At 62.8% G+C, this 17707-nt stretch carries 16 protein-coding genes; 13 read left to right on the forward strand and 3 right to left on the reverse strand.

Translation table 11 applies throughout. The features are described from left to right. Positions 1-2: 2 nt before the first annotated feature. Positions 3-878 carry a GNAT family N-acetyltransferase gene (locus FHX03_RS05380; protein ID WP_097624662.1) on the forward strand — a complete coding sequence of 292 codons (876 nt, stop codon included), beginning with the start codon at positions 3-5 and terminating at the stop codon, positions 876-878. Positions 879-911: 33 nt separating this feature from the next. On the opposite strand, the gene FHX03_RS05385 is transcribed toward FHX03_RS05380, so the two are convergent. After that, on the reverse strand, positions 912-1451 hold the full coding sequence (locus tag FHX03_RS05385) for a murein L,D-transpeptidase family protein (protein ID WP_183852834.1): 540 nt from the start codon (positions 1449-1451) through the stop codon (positions 912-914). Between the two features lie 173 nt (positions 1452-1624). Further along, positions 1625-3910, reverse strand: a complete 2286-nt coding sequence (locus tag FHX03_RS05390) for an NADP-dependent malic enzyme (RefSeq protein ID WP_097624661.1) — start codon at positions 3908-3910, stop codon at positions 1625-1627. 113 nt (positions 3911-4023) lie between these two features. Between FHX03_RS05390 and mutS the strand changes: the two genes are divergently transcribed. From mutS to murJ, 4 genes are all read left to right on the forward strand, one after another. After that, the gene (mutS, locus tag FHX03_RS05395) at positions 4024-6750 is read left to right on the forward strand and encodes a DNA mismatch repair protein MutS (protein WP_183779152.1); all 2727 of its coding nucleotides are present in this window, start codon (positions 4024-4026) and stop codon (positions 6748-6750) included. 14 nt (positions 6751-6764) lie between these two features. Further along, a complete protein-coding gene (locus FHX03_RS05400; RefSeq protein WP_054182031.1) occupies positions 6765-7040 on the forward strand; it encodes a hypothetical protein in 276 nt (91 codons plus the stop codon). Between the two features lie 107 nt (positions 7041-7147). Continuing rightward, a complete protein-coding gene (locus FHX03_RS05405; RefSeq protein WP_183779150.1) occupies positions 7148-10054 on the forward strand; it encodes a [protein-PII] uridylyltransferase in 2907 nt (968 codons plus the stop codon). Positions 10055-10064: 10 nt separating this feature from the next. Beyond that, positions 10065-11645: a murein biosynthesis integral membrane protein MurJ gene (gene murJ, locus FHX03_RS05410; protein WP_183779147.1), complete on the forward strand. Its 1581-nt coding sequence runs from the start codon at positions 10065-10067 to the stop codon at positions 11643-11645. A gap of 12 nt (positions 11646-11657) precedes the next feature. On the opposite strand, the gene FHX03_RS05415 is transcribed toward murJ, so the two are convergent. Then, positions 11658-12086 (reverse strand): YcbK family protein, encoded by a 429-nt coding sequence (locus tag FHX03_RS05415; RefSeq protein ID WP_097624657.1) that lies wholly within the window; start codon positions 12084-12086, stop codon positions 11658-11660. 187 nt (positions 12087-12273) lie between these two features. Here FHX03_RS05415 and FHX03_RS05420 point away from each other — a divergent pair, with 187 nt between their 5' ends. The 8 genes from FHX03_RS05420 (at position 12274) to FHX03_RS05455 (ending at position 17670) form a co-directional block, all read left to right on the forward strand. Further along, a complete protein-coding gene (locus tag FHX03_RS05420) occupies positions 12274-12672 on the forward strand; it encodes a VOC family protein (protein WP_183779145.1) in 399 nt (132 codons plus the stop codon). A gap of 96 nt (positions 12673-12768) precedes the next feature. Continuing rightward, positions 12769-13833, forward strand: coding sequence for a tryptophan--tRNA ligase (trpS, locus tag FHX03_RS05425; RefSeq protein ID WP_183779143.1), 1065 nt, complete (start codon positions 12769-12771; stop codon positions 13831-13833). A gap of 87 nt (positions 13834-13920) precedes the next feature. Next, positions 13921-14412 (forward strand): universal stress protein, encoded by a 492-nt coding sequence (locus FHX03_RS05430; protein WP_003583845.1) that lies wholly within the window; start codon positions 13921-13923, stop codon positions 14410-14412. 105 nt (positions 14413-14517) lie between these two features. Further along, positions 14518-15084, forward strand: coding sequence for a NifU family protein (locus FHX03_RS05435; protein ID WP_183779141.1), 567 nt, complete (start codon positions 14518-14520; stop codon positions 15082-15084). Positions 15085-15173: 89 nt separating this feature from the next. Then, a complete protein-coding gene (gene tsaB, locus FHX03_RS05440) occupies positions 15174-15836 on the forward strand; it encodes a tRNA (adenosine(37)-N6)-threonylcarbamoyltransferase complex dimerization subunit type 1 TsaB (RefSeq protein ID WP_097624654.1) in 663 nt (220 codons plus the stop codon). Further along, a complete protein-coding gene (locus tag FHX03_RS05445) occupies positions 15833-16333 on the forward strand; it encodes a GNAT family N-acetyltransferase (RefSeq protein ID WP_003570810.1) in 501 nt (166 codons plus the stop codon). The genes tsaB and FHX03_RS05445 overlap by 4 nt, the downstream gene beginning before the upstream one ends. Before the next feature lie 83 nt (positions 16334-16416). Continuing rightward, positions 16417-16845, forward strand: coding sequence for a Fur family transcriptional regulator (locus FHX03_RS05450; protein WP_012556376.1), 429 nt, complete (start codon positions 16417-16419; stop codon positions 16843-16845). Between the two features lie 27 nt (positions 16846-16872). After that, a complete protein-coding gene (locus FHX03_RS05455; RefSeq protein ID WP_183852836.1) occupies positions 16873-17670 on the forward strand; it encodes a lysophospholipid acyltransferase family protein in 798 nt (265 codons plus the stop codon). The last annotated feature ends 37 nt before the right edge of the window (positions 17671-17707 follow it).

Below are 17707 nucleotides of genomic sequence, written 5' to 3' on the forward strand. Positions count from 1 at the left end.
CCATGTCCGCCATCGACATCCTGAATCGTGACACCACCGAGGTTGCACCGCCCTTGACGGCGGCTGCCCAGACGGACGGCGACATCCTCGGCCGCATCGGCAATCTGGAAACCCGGCTTGCCCGCACGGCGCGCGAGATCGATGCCGCCCAAGCCGTGCGTTACCGCGTTTTCGTCGACGAAATGAAGGCGCAACTGCCGCTGGACGCCATGCGCCGCCAGCGGGATGTCGATGCCTATGACGCCTTTTGCGACCATCTTCTCGTTCTCGACCGCACGATCGAGGGCGACCCGGAAGACCAGATCGTCGGCACCTACCGCCTGCTGCGCCAGGATGTCGCCATGGCCAATGGCGGTTTTTACTCGGCTTCCGAATTCGAGATCGAGGGCCTCCTCGCCAAACATCCGGATAAGCGCTTCATGGAGCTCGGCCGCTCCTGCGTACTGCCGGAATACCGCACCAAACGCACCGTCGAGCTTCTGTGGCAGGGCAACTGGGCCTATGCGCTGAAGCACGGCGTCAGCGCCATGTTCGGCTGCGCCTCTTTCCCCGGCGTCTATCTGGAAAGCCATGCGCTGGCGCTGTCCTTCCTCTACCACAATGTGCTGGCGAAGAACGAATGGGCCGTCAGCGCATTGCCGCATCTCGCCCGCAACATGGATCTGATGCCGATCGAGGCCGTCAACCCGAAGCGCGCGCTGATGGCGCTGCCGCCGCTGATCAAGGGTTACATGCGCTTGGGCGCGATGGTCGGCTCCAGCGCCGTCGTCGACCACGCCTTCAACACGACCGACGTGCTGATCGTGCTGCCGATCTCCAGCATTTCCGACCGCTACCTGAATTATTACGGCGCCGACGCGGGCCGCTTCGCGAGCTAGAGCCTTTCCTAGTCGCCAGGCCCCGGCAATGTTTCAGGGCATGATCTCTATCGGCGTATGGTTGGGGACCCGAGCCCAGATATCGCGCATCTCCGAGTTGGTTACTGCAACACAGCCATCCGTCCAATCCCACAGGTGATGGACGTTTCCGAAGAGGCCCCAGCCATTGGGAAGCCCGTGGATCATGATATCGCCCCCGGCAGGAAAACCTCCTGCTTCAGCGTTGCGCCGATCATCCGGATTTGGATAGGAAATGTGCAGGCTCAGATAGGCCATGGACTTTGGATTTCGCCAGTCTATTTCATAACGTCCTTCAGGTGTTCTCTCGTCACCTTCTCGCTGCTTGGGCCCGGCATCGGCAGCCGTGCCTAAAGAAATCCGGTATGTAGAGATGGGAGCATCGCCTCTCAAAAGGACCATGCGGCGTTCGGATTTATAAACGCGAATGAGGTCAGCCTGTTGTTCCAATGGCGCATCCGGAGGCGGCGAGCCTGAGCCGACCCTGGCCATCAATTTCGTATAAGCGAAACAGCTGGCGACCACGATGGCTAAAACGACAAGTTTGTTTCTCAACTTGATCTCATCTTCAGGAGGCGCGCTCGAGGCCAGGCACGATCGGCCGGCAATGGCTGGCAGGCTTTGGCGCTCATGATGCTTCACCCCTTGGCGCCAGTCTAAAGCCGGGTAAATGCCCGGCCGACGCACAGTCGGCCGGGCCAAAAGGCGTCTCAGAAACGCAGGACAGGTTACGAACCCGCCCCATAGGCGGCGATCGCCGCCATGTTGACGATGTCGCTGTCCTTGGCGCCCATCGAGGTGATCTGCACCGGCTTGTCGAGACCGACGAGGATCGGGCCGATTACCGTCGAGCCGCCAAGCTCCTGCAGCATCTTGGTCGAGATCGAGGCCGAGTGGAAGGCCGGCATGACAAGCACGTTGGCGGGGCCGGAAAGGCGGCAGAAGGGATATTGCTCCATCACCTTGCGGTTCAATGCGACATCGGCCGCCATCTCGCCGTCATATTCGAAATCGACGCGACGCTTGTCGAGGATCTTCACCGCCTCGCGCACCCGCTCTGAACGTTCGCCCGAGGGATGGCCGAAGGTGGAATAGGCGAGCATGGCGACGCGCGGCTGATAGCCCATGCGCCGCGCCAGACCGGCGGCCTCTTCGGCAATATCGGCAAGCTGCTCGGCCGTCGGCATGTCGTGGACGGCGGTATCGGCCACGAAGACCGTGCGGCCGCGGCAGAGCGCCAGCGACACGCCGATGACGCGGTGGCCAGGCTTTTCATCGATGCAGCGGCGCACATCGTCCAGCGCGGTGGAATAGTTGCGGGTGATACCCGTCACCATGCCGTCGGCGTCGCCCAACGCCACCATCGTGGCGGCGAAGTGGTTGCGGTCGTTATGGATTAGCCGCTGAACGTCGCGGTGGAGATAACCGTGCCGCTGCAGCCTGGCATAGAGATAGTCAATATAGGCTTCGACCCGGGTGGAAATACGGGCATTGACGATTTCAAGCCCCGGCCGGTTGAGATCGATGCCGGCGCGTTCGGCCGTCGACCGGATCAGGTCCTCGCGGCCGAGCAGGATGGCGGTGCCGAGCTGCTGGTTGGCGTAGGAGAGTGCTGCGCGCAGGACCTGTTCTTCCTCGGCCTCGGCAAAGACGATCCGCTTCGGGCGGCGGCGCACCCGCTCATAGAGGCTGGCGAGCGTCGAGGCGATCGGATCGCGGCGCGCCGAAAGCTCGCGGGCATAACCGGCCATATCAGTGATGACCTTGCGGGCGACGCCGGTTTCGATCGCCGCTTCCGCCACCGCGACCGGGATCGCCGAGATCAGCCGCGGGTCGAAAGGAACCGGGATAATGTATTGCGAGCCGAAGCGCGGCCGGTTGCCTTGATAGGCGGCAACCACGTCATCCGGCACATCCTCGCGGGCAAGGTTTGCCAGCGCCTTGACGGCGGCGATCTTCATCGCGTCGTTGATTGTGGAGGCGCGGACGTCGAGAGCGCCGCGGAAGATATAGGGAAAGCCGAGGACGTTGTTGACCTGGTTCGGGTAGTCCGAGCGGCCGGTCGCCATGATGGCGTCGTCGCGGATGCGAGCGACCTCTTCCGGGGTGATTTCGGGATCGGGATTGGCCATGGCGAAGATGATCGGCCGATCCGCCATCGAGCGGATCATCTCTGCCGAAAAGGCGCCCTTCTGCGACAGGCCGAAAACGACATCAGCGCCGTCCATCGCCTCCTCAAGCGTGCGTGTATCGGTCTTTGCCGCATGCGCCGATTTCCATTGGTTCATGCCCTCGGTGCGGCCCTGGTAGATGACGCCCTTGGTGTCGCAGAGAATGATGTTCTCCGGCGCAAAGCCCATCGCCTTGATGAGTTCGATGCAGGCGATCGCCGCAGCACCGGCGCCGTTGCAGACGAGCTTGGTCGTCTTCAGGTCGCGGCCGGTCAGTTCGAGCGCGTTGATCAGGCCGGCGGCGGCGATGATCGCCGTTCCATGCTGGTCGTCATGGAAGACGGGAATATCCATCAGCTCGCGCAACCGGCTTTCGATGACGAAACAATCCGGCGCCTTGATATCCTCGAGATTGATGCCGCCGAAGGAGGGACCGAGGAAGCGCACGCAGTTGATGAACTCGTCGACATTTTCCGTATCGATCTCGAGGTCAATGGAATCGACGTCGGCAAAGCGCTTGAACAGCACCGCCTTGCCTTCCATGACGGGCTTGGAGGCCAGCGCGCCGAGATTGCCGAGACCGAGAATGGCCGTGCCGTTGGAAATGACGGCGACCATGTTGCCGCGGGCGGTATAATCGTAGGCCGTCTGCGGATCGGCGGCGATCGCCTTCACCGGTACGGCGACACCCGGCGAATAGGCGAGCGACAGGTCGCGCTGCGTCGCCATCGGCTTGGTCGGGACGACTTCCAGTTTGCCGGGCCGGCCCGTGGCGTGAAAATCGAGCGCCTCCTGGTCGGTAACTGATGTCGCCGGCCGGTCCTTCTTATCGATATCGGGCATAAATCCTCCAACGTCCTGTGGGCGACGCTTCGCTCTTCCTCAAATGCTGTTGTCATCTATAGCGGCGCGCGGATAGGGTTGGCACCTGTTTTTTTGGGAAAAACTGCACCTCCGTGAACGCACGAATAGATACAGAGAATGAAGCCTTTTCGGCTGCCGAGCTTGCCACGGCGGAAAGTCGTGCCTCGGCGACGCCGATGATGGAGCAATATATAGAGATCAAGGCGAACAATCCGGGTTCGCTGCTCTTCTATCGCATGGGCGACTTCTACGAGCTGTTCTTCGAGGATGCGCTGGAAGCCTCCCGTGCGCTCGGCATCACGCTGACGAAGCGTGGCCAGCACATGGGCCAGGATATCCCGATGTGCGGCGTTCCGGTGCATGCGGCCGACGATTACCTGCAGAAACTGATCTCGCTCGGTTTCCGCGTCGCCGTCTGCGAGCAGGTCGAAGATCCGGCCGAAGCGAAAAAGCGTGGCGGCAAATCCGTCGTCAAGCGCGATGTCGTCCGCCTGGTCACGCCGGGCACGATCACCGAAGAAAAGCTGCTTTCGCCCTCGGAATCCAACTATCTGATGGCGCTGACCCGCATTCGCGGCGGGGCCGAACCTTTGCTGGCGCTTGCCTGGATCGACATTTCCACCGGCGTCTTCCGGCTGGCCGAAACCGAAGCCTCGCGACTGCTTGCCGATATCCTGCGCATCGATCCGCGCGAACTGATCCTGCCCGAGACGATCTTCCACGATCCGGAACTCAAGCCGGTGTTCGACGTGCTCGGTCGCACCGCCGTGCCGCAGCCTGCCGTGCTCTTCGACAGCGCCAGCGCCGAAGGTCGGATCGCGCGGTATTTCGGCGTTGCGACGCTCGACGGCTTCGGCACCTTCTCGCGCGCCGAGCTGGCGGCGGCTGCCGCCGCCGTCGCCTATGTCGAGAAGACTCAGATCGCCGAGCGGCCGGCGCTCGGCAAGCCGGAGCGGGAAAGTGCGGCGTCAACGCTGTTCATCGATCCCGCCACCCGCGCCAATCTGGAACTGGCCCGCACGCTGTCGGGCGACCGCAACGGCTCATTGCTGAAAGCGATCGACCGCACCGTCACCGGCGGCGGCGCGCGGCTTCTGGCCGAGCGGCTGATGTCGCCGCTGACCGACCCCGCCCGCATCAATGCGCGGCTCGATTCGATCGGCTTCCTGATCGACGAACCCTCGCTCTGCGGCAATCTGCGCGACACGCTGAAACATGTGCCGGACATGCCGCGGGCGCTGTCGCGCCTGGCGCTCGACCGCGGCGGCCCGCGCGATTTGTCAGCCATTCGCCAGGGCCTTCAAGCGGCGAACGACGTGGCAGCCATGCTTGCAAATGCGATGCTGCCGGAAGAGCTTGGCCAGGCGCTGTCCGGGCTGCAGGCCCTTCCCGCAGCGCTCGAAACCCTGCTGGCCGAAACGCTTGCCGACGAATTGCCGCTGCTGAAGCGCGACGGCGGCTTCCTGCGCGACGGCGCCAGCCCCGAGCTCGATGAGGTCCGGGCGTTGCGCGACCAGTCGCGCCGGGTGATCGCCGGGCTGCAACTGCAATATGCCGAAGAGACCGGCATCCGGTCGCTGAAGATCAAGCACAACAACATCCTCGGCTATTTCATCGAGGTGACCGCCGGCAATGCCTCGCCGATGACGGACACGGCCGAAGCCAAGGCCCGCTTCATCCACCGCCAGACGATGGCGAGCGCGATGCGCTTCACCACCACCGAACTTGCCGATCTCGAAAGCCGCATCGCCAATGCCGCCGATCGGGCGCTGACGATCGAGCTTGCCGCCTTCGAGAAGATGACGGCGGCCGTGGTTGCGGAAGCCGAGGCGATCAAATCCGGCGCCCGGGCGCTTGCCGTCATCGACGTTGCAGCCAGCCTGGCGCTGCTCGCCGAAGAGCAGGCCTATTGCCGTCCGCAGGTCGACAGCTCGAAGATGTTTGCCATCGAGGGCGGCCGCCATCCGGTCGTCGAGCAGGCGCTGCGGCGGCAGGCGGGCGGTCCCTTCGTCGCCAATAATTGCGATCTCTCGCCGAAGGCAGGCGACAAGGACGGCGCGATCTGGCTGTTGACCGGCCCGAACATGGGCGGCAAATCGACCTTCCTGCGGCAGAACGCGCTGATAGCGATCCTGGCGCAGATGGGCTCCTTCGTGCCGGCGACCTCAGCCAATATCGGCATCGTCGACCGGCTTTTCTCGCGCGTCGGCGCGTCCGACGACCTGGCGCGCGGGCGCTCCACCTTCATGGTCGAGATGGTCGAGACCGCTGCGATCCTCAACCAGGCGAGCGACCGTTCGCTCGTCATCCTCGACGAGATCGGCCGCGGCACCGCCACCTTCGACGGCCTGTCGATCGCCTGGGCCTCCGTCGAGCATCTGCACGAGGCCAACCGCTGCCGCGGCCTCTTCGCCACGCATTTCCATGAGCTGACCGTGCTTTCGGAAAAGCTGGGCCGGCTATCGAACGCGACGATGCGCGTCAAGGAATGGGACGGCGACGTCATCTTCCTGCATGAGGTCGGCCCGGGCGCGGCCGACCGCTCTTACGGCATCCAGGTCGCCCGCCTTGCCGGGCTTCCGGCCTCGGTGGTGACGCGGGCCCGCGATGTGCTCACTCGCCTCGAAGATGCCGACCGCAAGAACCCGGCGAGCCAACTGATCGACGACCTGCCGCTCTTCCAGGTGGCGGTGCGCCGCGAGGACACGGCCCGCGGACCGTCCAAGGTCGAGGAGACGCTGAAGGCGATGAGCCTTGACGATATGACGCCGCGCGAGGCAATGGACGCGCTTTACGACCTCAAGAAGAAATTGAAATAGGGCAGCGGCACGCGATGTTCATGGAAAAGCTGATACGCGAAACGGAGCGCCTCTCGCTCATCTGCTCCATGCTCGACACGATGCGGCGCGCCGACGCCGATCGCAATGCGCGCGGCTGGACGTCGCCGATCGGCATGCTGAAAATTACCCGCTGCTGCGCTATGATCTCGGAACTCGGAACTTCGATCGCCAAGGCCGGCTATCGCGAGTGCGACAGACAGTCGCTTGAGGAGATCATGAGAGAGACGCGGCAGGTGCTGCATTTGCTGAATGCGCGGGCCACCACCTGAGTTTTCAGGAAAGCCGTCGCGCGGCTTACCAACACCATTTCGCCAAATTTAAAGGTTCTTGCAGTATGAGGGCCCGTGTCAATCGCCTGATAAAGGGGTTATAGCGCATGCGGACGAAACACGAGGCGAGCCCGGATGCGGCCGCCCGGCATGAACAGGAAACCGCCCCGGCGACAGCGATGCGCGAGCTTGATTTTTCCCATATTCTCGACGTCGAGTTGTTGCAGAAGCAGTGCGACGCCGTTGCCGAGGCCAACCGCAACCGGCCCGACGTGCTGCGCGCCGACCTGCTTGCGGTGCTCAAGAAGGCGAGCACGGAAGGCCGGCAGAAGGCGCGGGCCGCACTTATGGCCGACGGCGGCGGGCTGAATTGCGCCTACCGGATTTCCTGGCTGCAGGACCAGATCATCACCGTCCTCTACAATTTCGCCACCGCCCATATCTTTCCGCAGCAGAAGGACAAGTTTGCGGTCACCGCCGTCGGCGGCTACGGCCGCGACACGCTGGCGCCGGGCTCCGATATAGACCTGCTCTTCCTCTTCCCGCCGCGCCCGACCGAGGAGACGCACAAGGCCGTCGAGTTCATGCTCTACGTGCTCTGGGACATGGGCTTCAAGGTCGGCCACGCCACCCGTACGGTGGAAGAATGCATCGCGCTTTCCAAGTCCGACATGACGATCCGCACCGCCATCCTGGAAATGCGCTACATCTGCGGCCTGCAGCGGCTGGAAACCGAACTCGAGACCCGCTTCGACAAGGAAATCGTCACCGGTACCGGCCCTGAGTTCATCGCCGCCAAGCTTGCCGAGCGCGACGAGCGCCACCGCAAGGCAGGCGATACACGCTATCTCGTCGAGCCGAACGTCAAGGAAGGCAAGGGCGGGCTTCGCGACCTGCACACGCTGTTCTGGATCTCGAAATATTATTATCACGTGCGCGACCAGGCCGAGCTGGTCAAGCTCGGCGTCTTGTCGAAGCACGAATACCGCCTGCTCGAGAAAGCCGACGATTTTCTCTGGGCGGTACGCTGCCATATGCACTTCCTGACAGGCAAGGCCGAGGAGCGCCTGTCCTTCGACATCCAGCGCGAAATCGCCGAAGCATTCGGCTATCACACCCGCCCCGGCCTTTCGGCCGTCGAGCGCTTCATGAAGCACTATTTCCTCGTCGCCAAGGATGTCGGCGATTTGACCCGAATCCTCTGCGCCGCACTGGAAGACCAGCAGGCGAAGTCGATCCCGGGCCTGACCGGCGTCATCAGCCGCTTCACCCATCGCAACCGCAAGATCGCCGGCAGCGTCGAATTCGTCGAGGACCGCGGCCGCATCGCGCTTGCCGACGCCGAGGTGTTCAAGCGCGATCCCGTCAGCATCCTCCGGCTCTTCCACGTCGCCGACATCAACGGGCTGGAATTCCATCCGGACGCGCTGAAACGTGTCACTCGCTCGCTTGCCCTGATCGACAACCGGCTCAGGGAAAACGACGAGGCGAACCGGCTGTTCATGTCGATCCTGACGTCGAAGCGCGATCCGGCGCTGATCCTGCGGCGGATGAACGAGGCCGGTGTGCTTGGCCGCTTCATCCCCGAATTCGGCAAGATCGTCGCGATGATGCAGTTTAACATGTATCACCACTATACGGTCGACGAACATCTGATCCGCACCGTCGACGTTCTCTCCGAGATCGATCAGGCACGCGCCGAAGATCTGCATCCGCTCGCCAACAAGCTGTTCTCAGGCATCGAAGACCGCGAGGCGCTCTATGTCGCGGTTCTCCTGCATGATATCGCCAAGGGCCGCCTGGAGGATCATTCGATTGCCGGCGCACGCGTCGCCCGCAAGCTCTGCGGCCGCTTTGGCCTGTCGCAGAAGCAGACGGAAATCGTCGTTTGGCTGATCGAGGAACATCTGACGATGTCGATGGTGGCGCAGACCCGCGACCTCACCGACCGCAAGACGATCACCGATTTTGCCGACCGGGTGCAGTCGCTCGACCGGCTGAAGATGCTGCTGATCCTGACGATCTGCGATATCCGCGCCGTCGGCCCCGGCGTCTGGAACGGCTGGAAAGGCCAGCTTCTGCGCACGCTCTATTATGAAACCGAGCTGCTGCTGGCCGGCGGTTTTTCGGAAGTCTCCCGCAAGGAGCGCGCCAATGCCGCCGCCGAGGCGCTGCATGCGGCCCTTGCCGACTGGAGCCAGAAGGACCGCAATACCTATACCAAGCTGCACTACCAGCCCTATCTGCTCTCGGTGCCGCTGGAAGACCAGATCCGCCACGCCCATTTCATCCGCCAGGCCGACAAAGCCGGCCAGGCGCTCGCCACCACGGTGCGCACCGACAGTTTCCACGCGATCACCGAAATCACCGTGCTGTCGCCCGACCATCCGCGGCTGCTCGCCGTTATCGCCGGCGCCTGTGCTGCGGCCGGCGCCAACATCGTCGACGCGCAGATCTTCACGACGTCGGACGGTCGGGCGCTCGACACCATCCATGTCAGCCGCGAATTTACCGACGATGCCGACGAGCTGCGCCGGGCCGCGACGATCGGACGGATGATCGAGGACGTGCTGTCCGGCCGCAAGCGGCTGCCCGAGGTCATCGCCACGCGGGCGCGCAATCGCAAGAAGAGCAAAGCCTTCGTCATTCCGCCGTCGGTCAACATCACCAACAGCCTGTCGAACAAGTTCACGGTCATCGAGGTCGAATGCCTCGACCGGCCGGGTCTCTTGTCTGAGATCACCGCCGTGCTCTCCGATCTGTCGCTCGACATCCAGTCGGCCCGCATCACCACCTTCGGCGAGAAGGTGATCGACACCTTCTATGTCACCGACCTGGTCGGCCAGAAAATCTCCGGCGACAGCAAGCGCGCCAACATCACCGCCCGGATGAAGGCCGTCATGGCCGAGGAGGAAGACGAACTGCGCGAGCGCATGCCCTCCGGCATCATCGCGCCGGCCGCCACCGCCCGGACATCGCCGTCAGCCGAAAAGAAAGCCGATTCGCCCGCATGAGCCCCCAAGCATGAGTCTCGTCAAGAAATTCGCAACCGTCGGCGGCGCCACCCTCGGCAGCCGCATCTTCGGTTTCGCCCGCGAAACGCTGATGGCAGCCGCACTCGGCACCGGACCGATGGCCGACGTCTTCTACGCCGCCTTCCGCTTCCCGAACCTGTTTCGCCGGCTGTTTGCCGAGGGCGCCTTCAACGCCGCCTTCGTACCGCTTTTTGCCAAGGAGATCGAAGCGAACGGCACGGAAGGGGCCAAGCGCTTTTCCGAGGAAGTCTTCGGCGTGCTGTTTTCAGTGCTGCTCCTCATCACCATCGTGATGGAGCTTTCCATGCCGCTTTTGGTGCGCTTCGTCATCGCGCCGGGTTTTGCCGACGATCCCGACAAGTTCTCGATCACCATCCGCATGGCGGCGGTGATGTTTCCCTATCTGATGTGCATGTCGCTGACGGCGATGATGAGCGGCATGCTGAATTCGCTGCATCATTTCTTCGCCGCCGCTATCGCGCCGGTTTTCCTCAACGTGGTGATGATTGGGGCGCTGTTTTATGCGCTCTATACCGGCGCCGATCCGCTGGCGACGGCCTGGTATCTCTCCTGGGGTGTTCTTGCCGCCGGCGTGCTGCAGCTCGCCGTCGTCTATATCGGCGTGCTTGCGGCCGGCATGAGCATCGGCTTCCGCTTCCCGAAGATGACGCCGAACGTCAAGCGGCTGCTGATCCTTGCGGTGCCGGCCGCCGTGACCGGCGGCATCACCCAGATCAACCAGTTGATCGGCCAGGCAATCGCCTCCTCCCGCGACGGCGCGATCGCAGCCCTGCAATATGCCGACCGGATCTATCAGCTGCCGCTCGGCGTCGTCGGCGTCGCCGTCGGCGTGGTGCTGCTGCCGGAACTTGCCCGGGCGCTGAAGGGCGGCAATCTGCGCGAAGCCGGAAACCTGCAGAACCGCTCGATCGAATTCGTGCTGTTCCTGACGATCCCTGCCGCCTTCGCGCTGTGGATCCTCTCCGACGAGATCATCCGCGTTCTTTACGAGCGCGGCGCCTTCCATCAGGAAAACACCGCCGTCGTCGGCGCGATCCTGGCGATCTACGGCATCGGGCTGCCGGCCTTCGTGCTGATCAAGGCGCTGCAGCCGGGCTTCTATGCGCGCGAGGACACCAAGACGCCGATGCGCTTTTCGGCGATCGCGGTTGCCACCAACTGCGCCACGGCGCTCACCCTCTTTCCCTTTATGGGCGCGCCCGGCATCGCCGTTGCCGAAGCCACCGCCGGCTGGATCAGCACCGTGCTGCTGTTCACTACGCTGTTGCGCCGCGGCCATCTGACATGGGAATGGGCGCTGGCAAAACGCACCGCCCTGCTGATCGTCGCGGCGGCGGTCATGGGGGCGGCCATCGTCTTTCTCAAGCAGTATTTCGCACCCTGGCTCGCCTCCGGCTCGCCGCTTCTAACCAAGATCGGCACGCTGGGGCTGCTGATCGCGATTTCCATGCTGGTCTATTTCGCCGCCGCCTTCCTGATCGGCGGCGCCGATCTCGGCATGATCCGCCGCAATCTGAACCGCAAGCCGGCGGCGGCGGAGGATGCGTAGCGCCGTCAAGGTCTAGCAATCCACCCATCGCCGCTGCGGTCCGACATCGACATGAACGATGCCGTTGCAATAGGTGCCGATGCCGCCGATGCCGGGCGCGCTTCTGGCGGCTGCGATGATGGTGCGTTCCGACAGGCCCGGCATCCTGATATCGGCCGCCAGGCATTTTCCATGCAGGGAGCCATGGCGGCGGGGATGCGCCCGGAGGCCGGAGGTGATCATCGGCCGGCGTCCGGTTTTTGCGGCGATATGCGACAGCACCGCCTGAAGACGCGCGGGAAAACAGCCGGTGCGGACACTGACGGTCTGGACGGTGTAGGCTGGGCGTGCCTCCTGCTTGGGAAGATGAATGACCGGCCGTTTGCTGTCTTGACCGACGGCGCTGGTTGCGGATTGTAGGGCGAAAAGGCCTGCCATGGCGAGCAAACTGGCGGTCTGCATGGTTCCTCCTGGCGGTTGACAGGGCGGCCATCGCACGCCCCTGCGCGGTCGAGGATTTTCAGTTCAATAAAAGCTTTTCTGTGAAATTTTATACTCAATTGTGAGTAATGGACTTGATCACTTCGGCTTAAAATAACGGATATTGCCGATCCAGCCTGGAATAAACATCTCAATCGGGAGATATGACATGACGATCCAGTCGCTTTTCCTCGTCACCCTCGTCGTCGACGACTACGACCGCGCCAAGGCATTCTACTGCGGCGCCCTTGGTTTCGATTGCCTTCAGGACGAGCCGCAGCCGGAGGGCAAGCGCTGGGTGGTGGTGAAGCCCAGAGGAGGAGATGGCGGAGCCTTTCTGCTGGCGCAGGCCGCAAACGACACGCAACGGGCGGCGATCGGTAACCAGACAGGCGGCCGGGTCAGCTTCTTCCTGAAGACCGACGATTTCGCCCGCGACCATGCCGCAATGCGCGCCGCCGGCGTGCGCTTTCTGGAGGAGCCGCGGCATGAGGTTTACGGCACGGTCGCGGTGTTTGCCGATCCCTACGGCAACAGCTTCGATCTGATCCAGCATCACGCTGCCTGAACCTCTTGATTGCGATCGGCTGCCCGTGCATAAGCCGCGGCGTTAGCAACATGGGCGAACAGCCCTGGGGCCCTCCACCAGCCTATTGAGGACGACATGAGCGAATTCAAGAAACTCGTATTCTCCGGCGTGCAGCCGACCGGCAATCTGCATCTCGGCAATTATCTCGGCGCGATCCGCCGCTTCGTGGCGCTGCAGGAGGGCAATGACTGCATCTACTGCGTCGTTGACATGCATGCGCTCACCGCCCAGCTCGTGCATGAAGACATGCAGAGCCAGACTCGCTCGATCGCCGCCGCCTTCATCGCCGCCGGCATCGATCCGGAAAAACATATCGTCTTCAACCAGTCGGCCGTGCCACAGCATGCCGAACTTGCCTGGATCTTCAATTGCGTCGCCCGCATCGGCTGGATGAATCGCATGACGCAGTTCAAGGACAAGGCCGGCAAGGACCGCGAGCAGGCCTCGCTCGGCCTATACGCGTATCCGAGCCTGATGGCCGCCGATATTCTCGTCTATCGCGCCACCCATGTGCCGGTCGGTGAGGATCAGAAGCAGCATCTGGAACTTGCCCGCGATATAGCGATGAAGTTCAACCTCGATTATGCCGAGCATATTCGCAAGACCGGTTACGGTGTCGACATCACCGTCGGCAACGAGCCGGTGCATGCCTATTTCCCGATGGTCGAGCCGCTGATCGGCGGACCGGCCCCGCGGGTCATGTCGCTGCGCGACGGCACCAAGAAAATGTCGAAATCCGACCCTTCCGACCTCTCGCGCATTAACCTGATGGATGACGAGGAGGCGATCTCGAAGAAGATCCGCAAGGCAAAGACCGATCCGGACGGCTTGCCGAGCGAGGTGGAAGGTCTGCAGGGCCGGCCGGAAGCCGACAATCTGGTGGCGATCTATGCGGCGCTTGCCGATAAATCGAAGGCGGCCGTGCTGGCCGAATTCGGCGGCCAGCAGTTCTCCGTCTTCAAGCCGGCGCTGGTCGATTTGGCGATCCACGTGCTGGCGCCGATCACCGGCGAAATGCGCCGGCTGATGGACGACACCAGCCATATCGACGCCATCCTGCGCAGGGGCGGCGAACGGGCCAGGGCCCGCGCCGAGGTGACGATGCGCCAAGTCCGCGATGTGATCGGCTTCCTTTACTGAGAGTGATCTCTTCTTCTCCCACGTGGAGGAGAAGAGGAAAAAAACTGGGCTTGCAAATTTTCCGCTTCGGGTGTCAGAGTCCGCGCCATGGTATCGAAGCGACTCTCACGGCTCGAAGGTCATCGCCGCAAATTCATGGCGGTGATCGACGGTACACCCGAATGCCAGCGCGCCGTTCATTATGCCGGCCGGCGCGCGAAGAATTCCAATGGCGGGCTGGTGCTGCTCTACGTCATTCCCGACGGGGATTTCCAGCAATGGCTCGGCGTCGAGGCGATCATGCGGGCCGAGGCGCGCGAGGAGGCCGAGGCGGTCGTTGCCAAGATCGCCCAGATCGTGCGCGAGACGATCGGCATCGAGCCGGAGATCGTCATCCGCGAAGGTGGTGCGGCCGAACAAATCAACGCCGTGATCGAGGACGACCGCGATGTGGCGATCCTCGTTCTGGCCGCCGGTTCGGCGAAGGAAGGCCCGGGACCACTGGTTTCGTCGATCGCCGGCCGCGCGGCGGCGTTTCCGATCCCGGTCACCGTGCTGCCAGATACGCTGACCAATGAGGAAATCGACGCCCTCTGCTGACAATTTCTTGAGTAAAAATCTCTTGAATGGCACCGGCAATCGGCTTATCTTCTTTTGAAGAATTCTAAAGACGGCGAGGCATGGGCCGGCCGCATGGAGACCCAGATGTTCATTCAGACCGAAGCCACGCCAAACCCCGCCACGCAGAAGTTCCTGCCGGGCAAGGTGGTGATGGAAAGCGGCACGGCCGAGTTCCGCAGTGCCGAGGAGGCCGAAGCTTCGCCGCTCGCTGCCCGCCTGTTCGAAATACCGGGTGTGACCAGTGTCTATTTCGGCTATGATTTCATTTCCGTCTCCAAGGACGATGCCGAATGGCAGCATCTTAAGCCGGCTATTTTGGGCTCGATCATGGAGCATTTCATGTCGGGCAAGCCTGTCATGGGCGATGCTTCCATCCTCTCCGAAGACGTTGACGCCGGCGACGAGTTTTTTGACGAAGGCGACGAGTCGATCGTGCTGACCATCAAGGAGCTTCTGGAGACCCGCGTGCGCCCCGCCGTTGCCCAGGACGGCGGCGACATCACCTTCCGCGGCTTCAAGGACGGCAAGGTCTATCTGAACATGAAGGGTTCCTGCGCCGGCTGCCCCTCTTCGACGGCGACGTTGAAGCATGGCGTCCAGAACCTGCTGCGCCATTTCGTTCCGGAAGTGCAGGAAGTGATTGCCGCTTAAAAATTCTGGCGTTCGTCCGGCCGTTCATCTGTGGTTCGGCCAGACGAATTTATGATCAGGCGACAATAGATTTTTCGGAAATTGATGGCATGATTGTTCTGGCGCTCGACACGGCAGGTGTAGACTGCGCTGCCGCCGTTTACGACAGCGGCAGGAATACGATGCTGGGGGAGGCATCGGACATGATCGGCAAGGGGCATGCTGAACATCTGATCGGTATCGTCGATCGCGCGCTCGATCAGGCTCATATGGCGCTTTCCGATATCGACCGCATTGCCGTCGCCATCGGCCCCGGCTCGTTTACCGGTATCCGGGTCGGCGTTGCCGCAGCCCGCGGTTTTGCGCTTTCCCTCAATGTGCCCGCCGTCGGCGTCACCACGCTCGAGGTCATGGCATCAGCCCAGCGCGAAAAAACGCCCGGCCGCGCCGTGCTGGCAGCGATGGATGCCAAGCGGGACGAAATCTACCTCCAGTCCTTTTCATCGGATGGTTCGCCCCTCGACGCGCCACGGGCGTTAAGCGTGGCGCAAGCGCAGGCTTTTGCCGCAGGCTTCGACGGCGAGATCACCGGATCGGCAACGCCGCTGCTGAAGGCGGACGCCCATGGCGATCACAGCAACAATTTCCCGATCTCCGTCGTGGCGCGCCTCGGTGCTGCCGCCTCCCCCGATGCCGGAAAGCCGAAGCCCCTTTATCTGCGCGGACCCGATGCCAAGCCGCAGGCCGGGTATGCGATTGCCCGACGAGTATGACGATGCTGGAAGCCTATCTGACGCTGAAGCCGGAATTCGAGATCATCGCCATGGAGCGCGAGGATTGCCGCGATGTCGCCGTCCTGCACGGCGAACGTTTTGCCCGGCCCTGGGGCGATGGTGAATTTCACGGGTTGCTGATGCAGGACACCGTGTTCGGCTTCGTCGCCCGCCAGACCAATGCCATCCTGAAAAAGCCGCTTCCCGGCTTCATCCTCGCCCGCCATGTCGCCGGCGAGGCGGAGATCCTGACGATCGCCGTGCAGGCGAAGGTCGCTCGCGCCGGGCTCGGCTGGCGACTGATGCAGGCAGCGATGCGGGAAGCACGCGCACGCGGCGGCGAGAGCATGTTTCTCGAAGTCGACGACGGCAATACGGCAGCGCTTGGCCTCTATCGCAAGCTCGGCTTCGAAAAGGTCGGGGAACGCAAGGGTTATTACAAGCAGGAAAACGGCGCTCTCTCCACGGCGCTTGTCATGAAGCGCGTTCTTCGCTAGTTCCCTGACAGAGAGATGACATGCTGATCGGCGCCAAAGCCCTTCGGCATTGTCGCAAGACGAATATCTTTTGAAGGCGGGCCATGCCTGATGTAGCCAAGACCCTTGAGGAGCTTTGCACCGAACGCGGCATGCGCATGACCGAGCAGCGCCGCGTGATCGCGCGCATTCTCGAAGACTCGGAAGACCATCCCGATGTCGAAGAACTCTATCGCCGCTCGGTGAAGGTCGATGCGAAGATCTCGATCTCGACCGTCTACCGCACCGTGAAACTGTTCGAGGATGCCGGCATCATCGCCCGCCACGACTTCCGCGACGGGCGCTCGCGCTACGAAACGGTGCCGGAAGAGCATCACGACCACCTGATCGACCTGAAAACCGGCACGGTGATCGAATTCCGCTCGCCGGAGATCGAGGCGCTGCAGGAGCGCATCGCCCGCGAGCACGGCTTCAAACTGGTCGACCACCGGCTGGAACTCTACGGCGTTCCGCTGAAGAAGGAAGACCTCTGAAGCAATGGCCGCCGGGGAGACCAGCATTTGATCGCCTGGCTGCGCATTGCCTGTGCTGCGGTCGTCATCCTGACCGTCAGCATCGTGCTCGTGCCGCTGCAACTGCTCGCCCTCCGTTTCGACTGGCGGCTGCGGCGCCGGCTGCCGCGCGTCTGGCACCGTATCATCTGCTATTGTCTCGGCATCCGCGTCCGCGTCACCGGCCAGCTGGAAGAGCGCCGGCCGCTGATGCTCTGCTCCAATCATTCCTCCTGGATGGATATCATGGTGCTGTCGGCGGTTGCCGACGTTGCCTTCATCGCCAAGATCGAGGTGGCCGAATGGCCGATCTTCGGCACGCTCGCCAAGCTGCAGAAGAGCGTCTTCGTCGTACGCGAGGAGAGGCGCAAGACCGGCCATCAGGCAAACGAGATCGCCGGGCGGATGGCCGATGGCGAAATCGTCGTGCTCTTCCCAGAGGGCACGACCTCGGACGGCAACCGGCTGCTGGAGGTCAAGTCCTCGCTGTTCGGCGCTGCCGCCATGGCCGTGCCCGCTTCGCCCACAGGAACCGTGGTGGTGCAGCCGGTGGCGGTTGCCTATACCAGGGTGCACGGCATCGCCATGGGCCGCTATCACCGGCCGCTCGCCGCCTGGCCGGGGGATACCGAGCTCTTGCCGCACCTGATCGATATCGTGCGATGCGGCGCGATCGACGCAGAGGTTTCCTTCGGCGAGGCGGTGGAATACCGCGCCGACACCAATCGCAAGGAAGTGAGCGCGACCATCGCCTCACGCATCCGCAACCTGTTGAACAGCCGCCTGCGCGGGCGCGAAATCTCCTAAAAGAAGATTTCGATTTTCTCAGGCGGCAAAAACCACT

The sequence above is a fragment of the Rhizobium sp. BK456 genome, from assembly GCF_014194045.1.
Classification (GTDB): domain Bacteria; phylum Pseudomonadota; class Alphaproteobacteria; order Rhizobiales; family Rhizobiaceae; genus Rhizobium; species Rhizobium redzepovicii.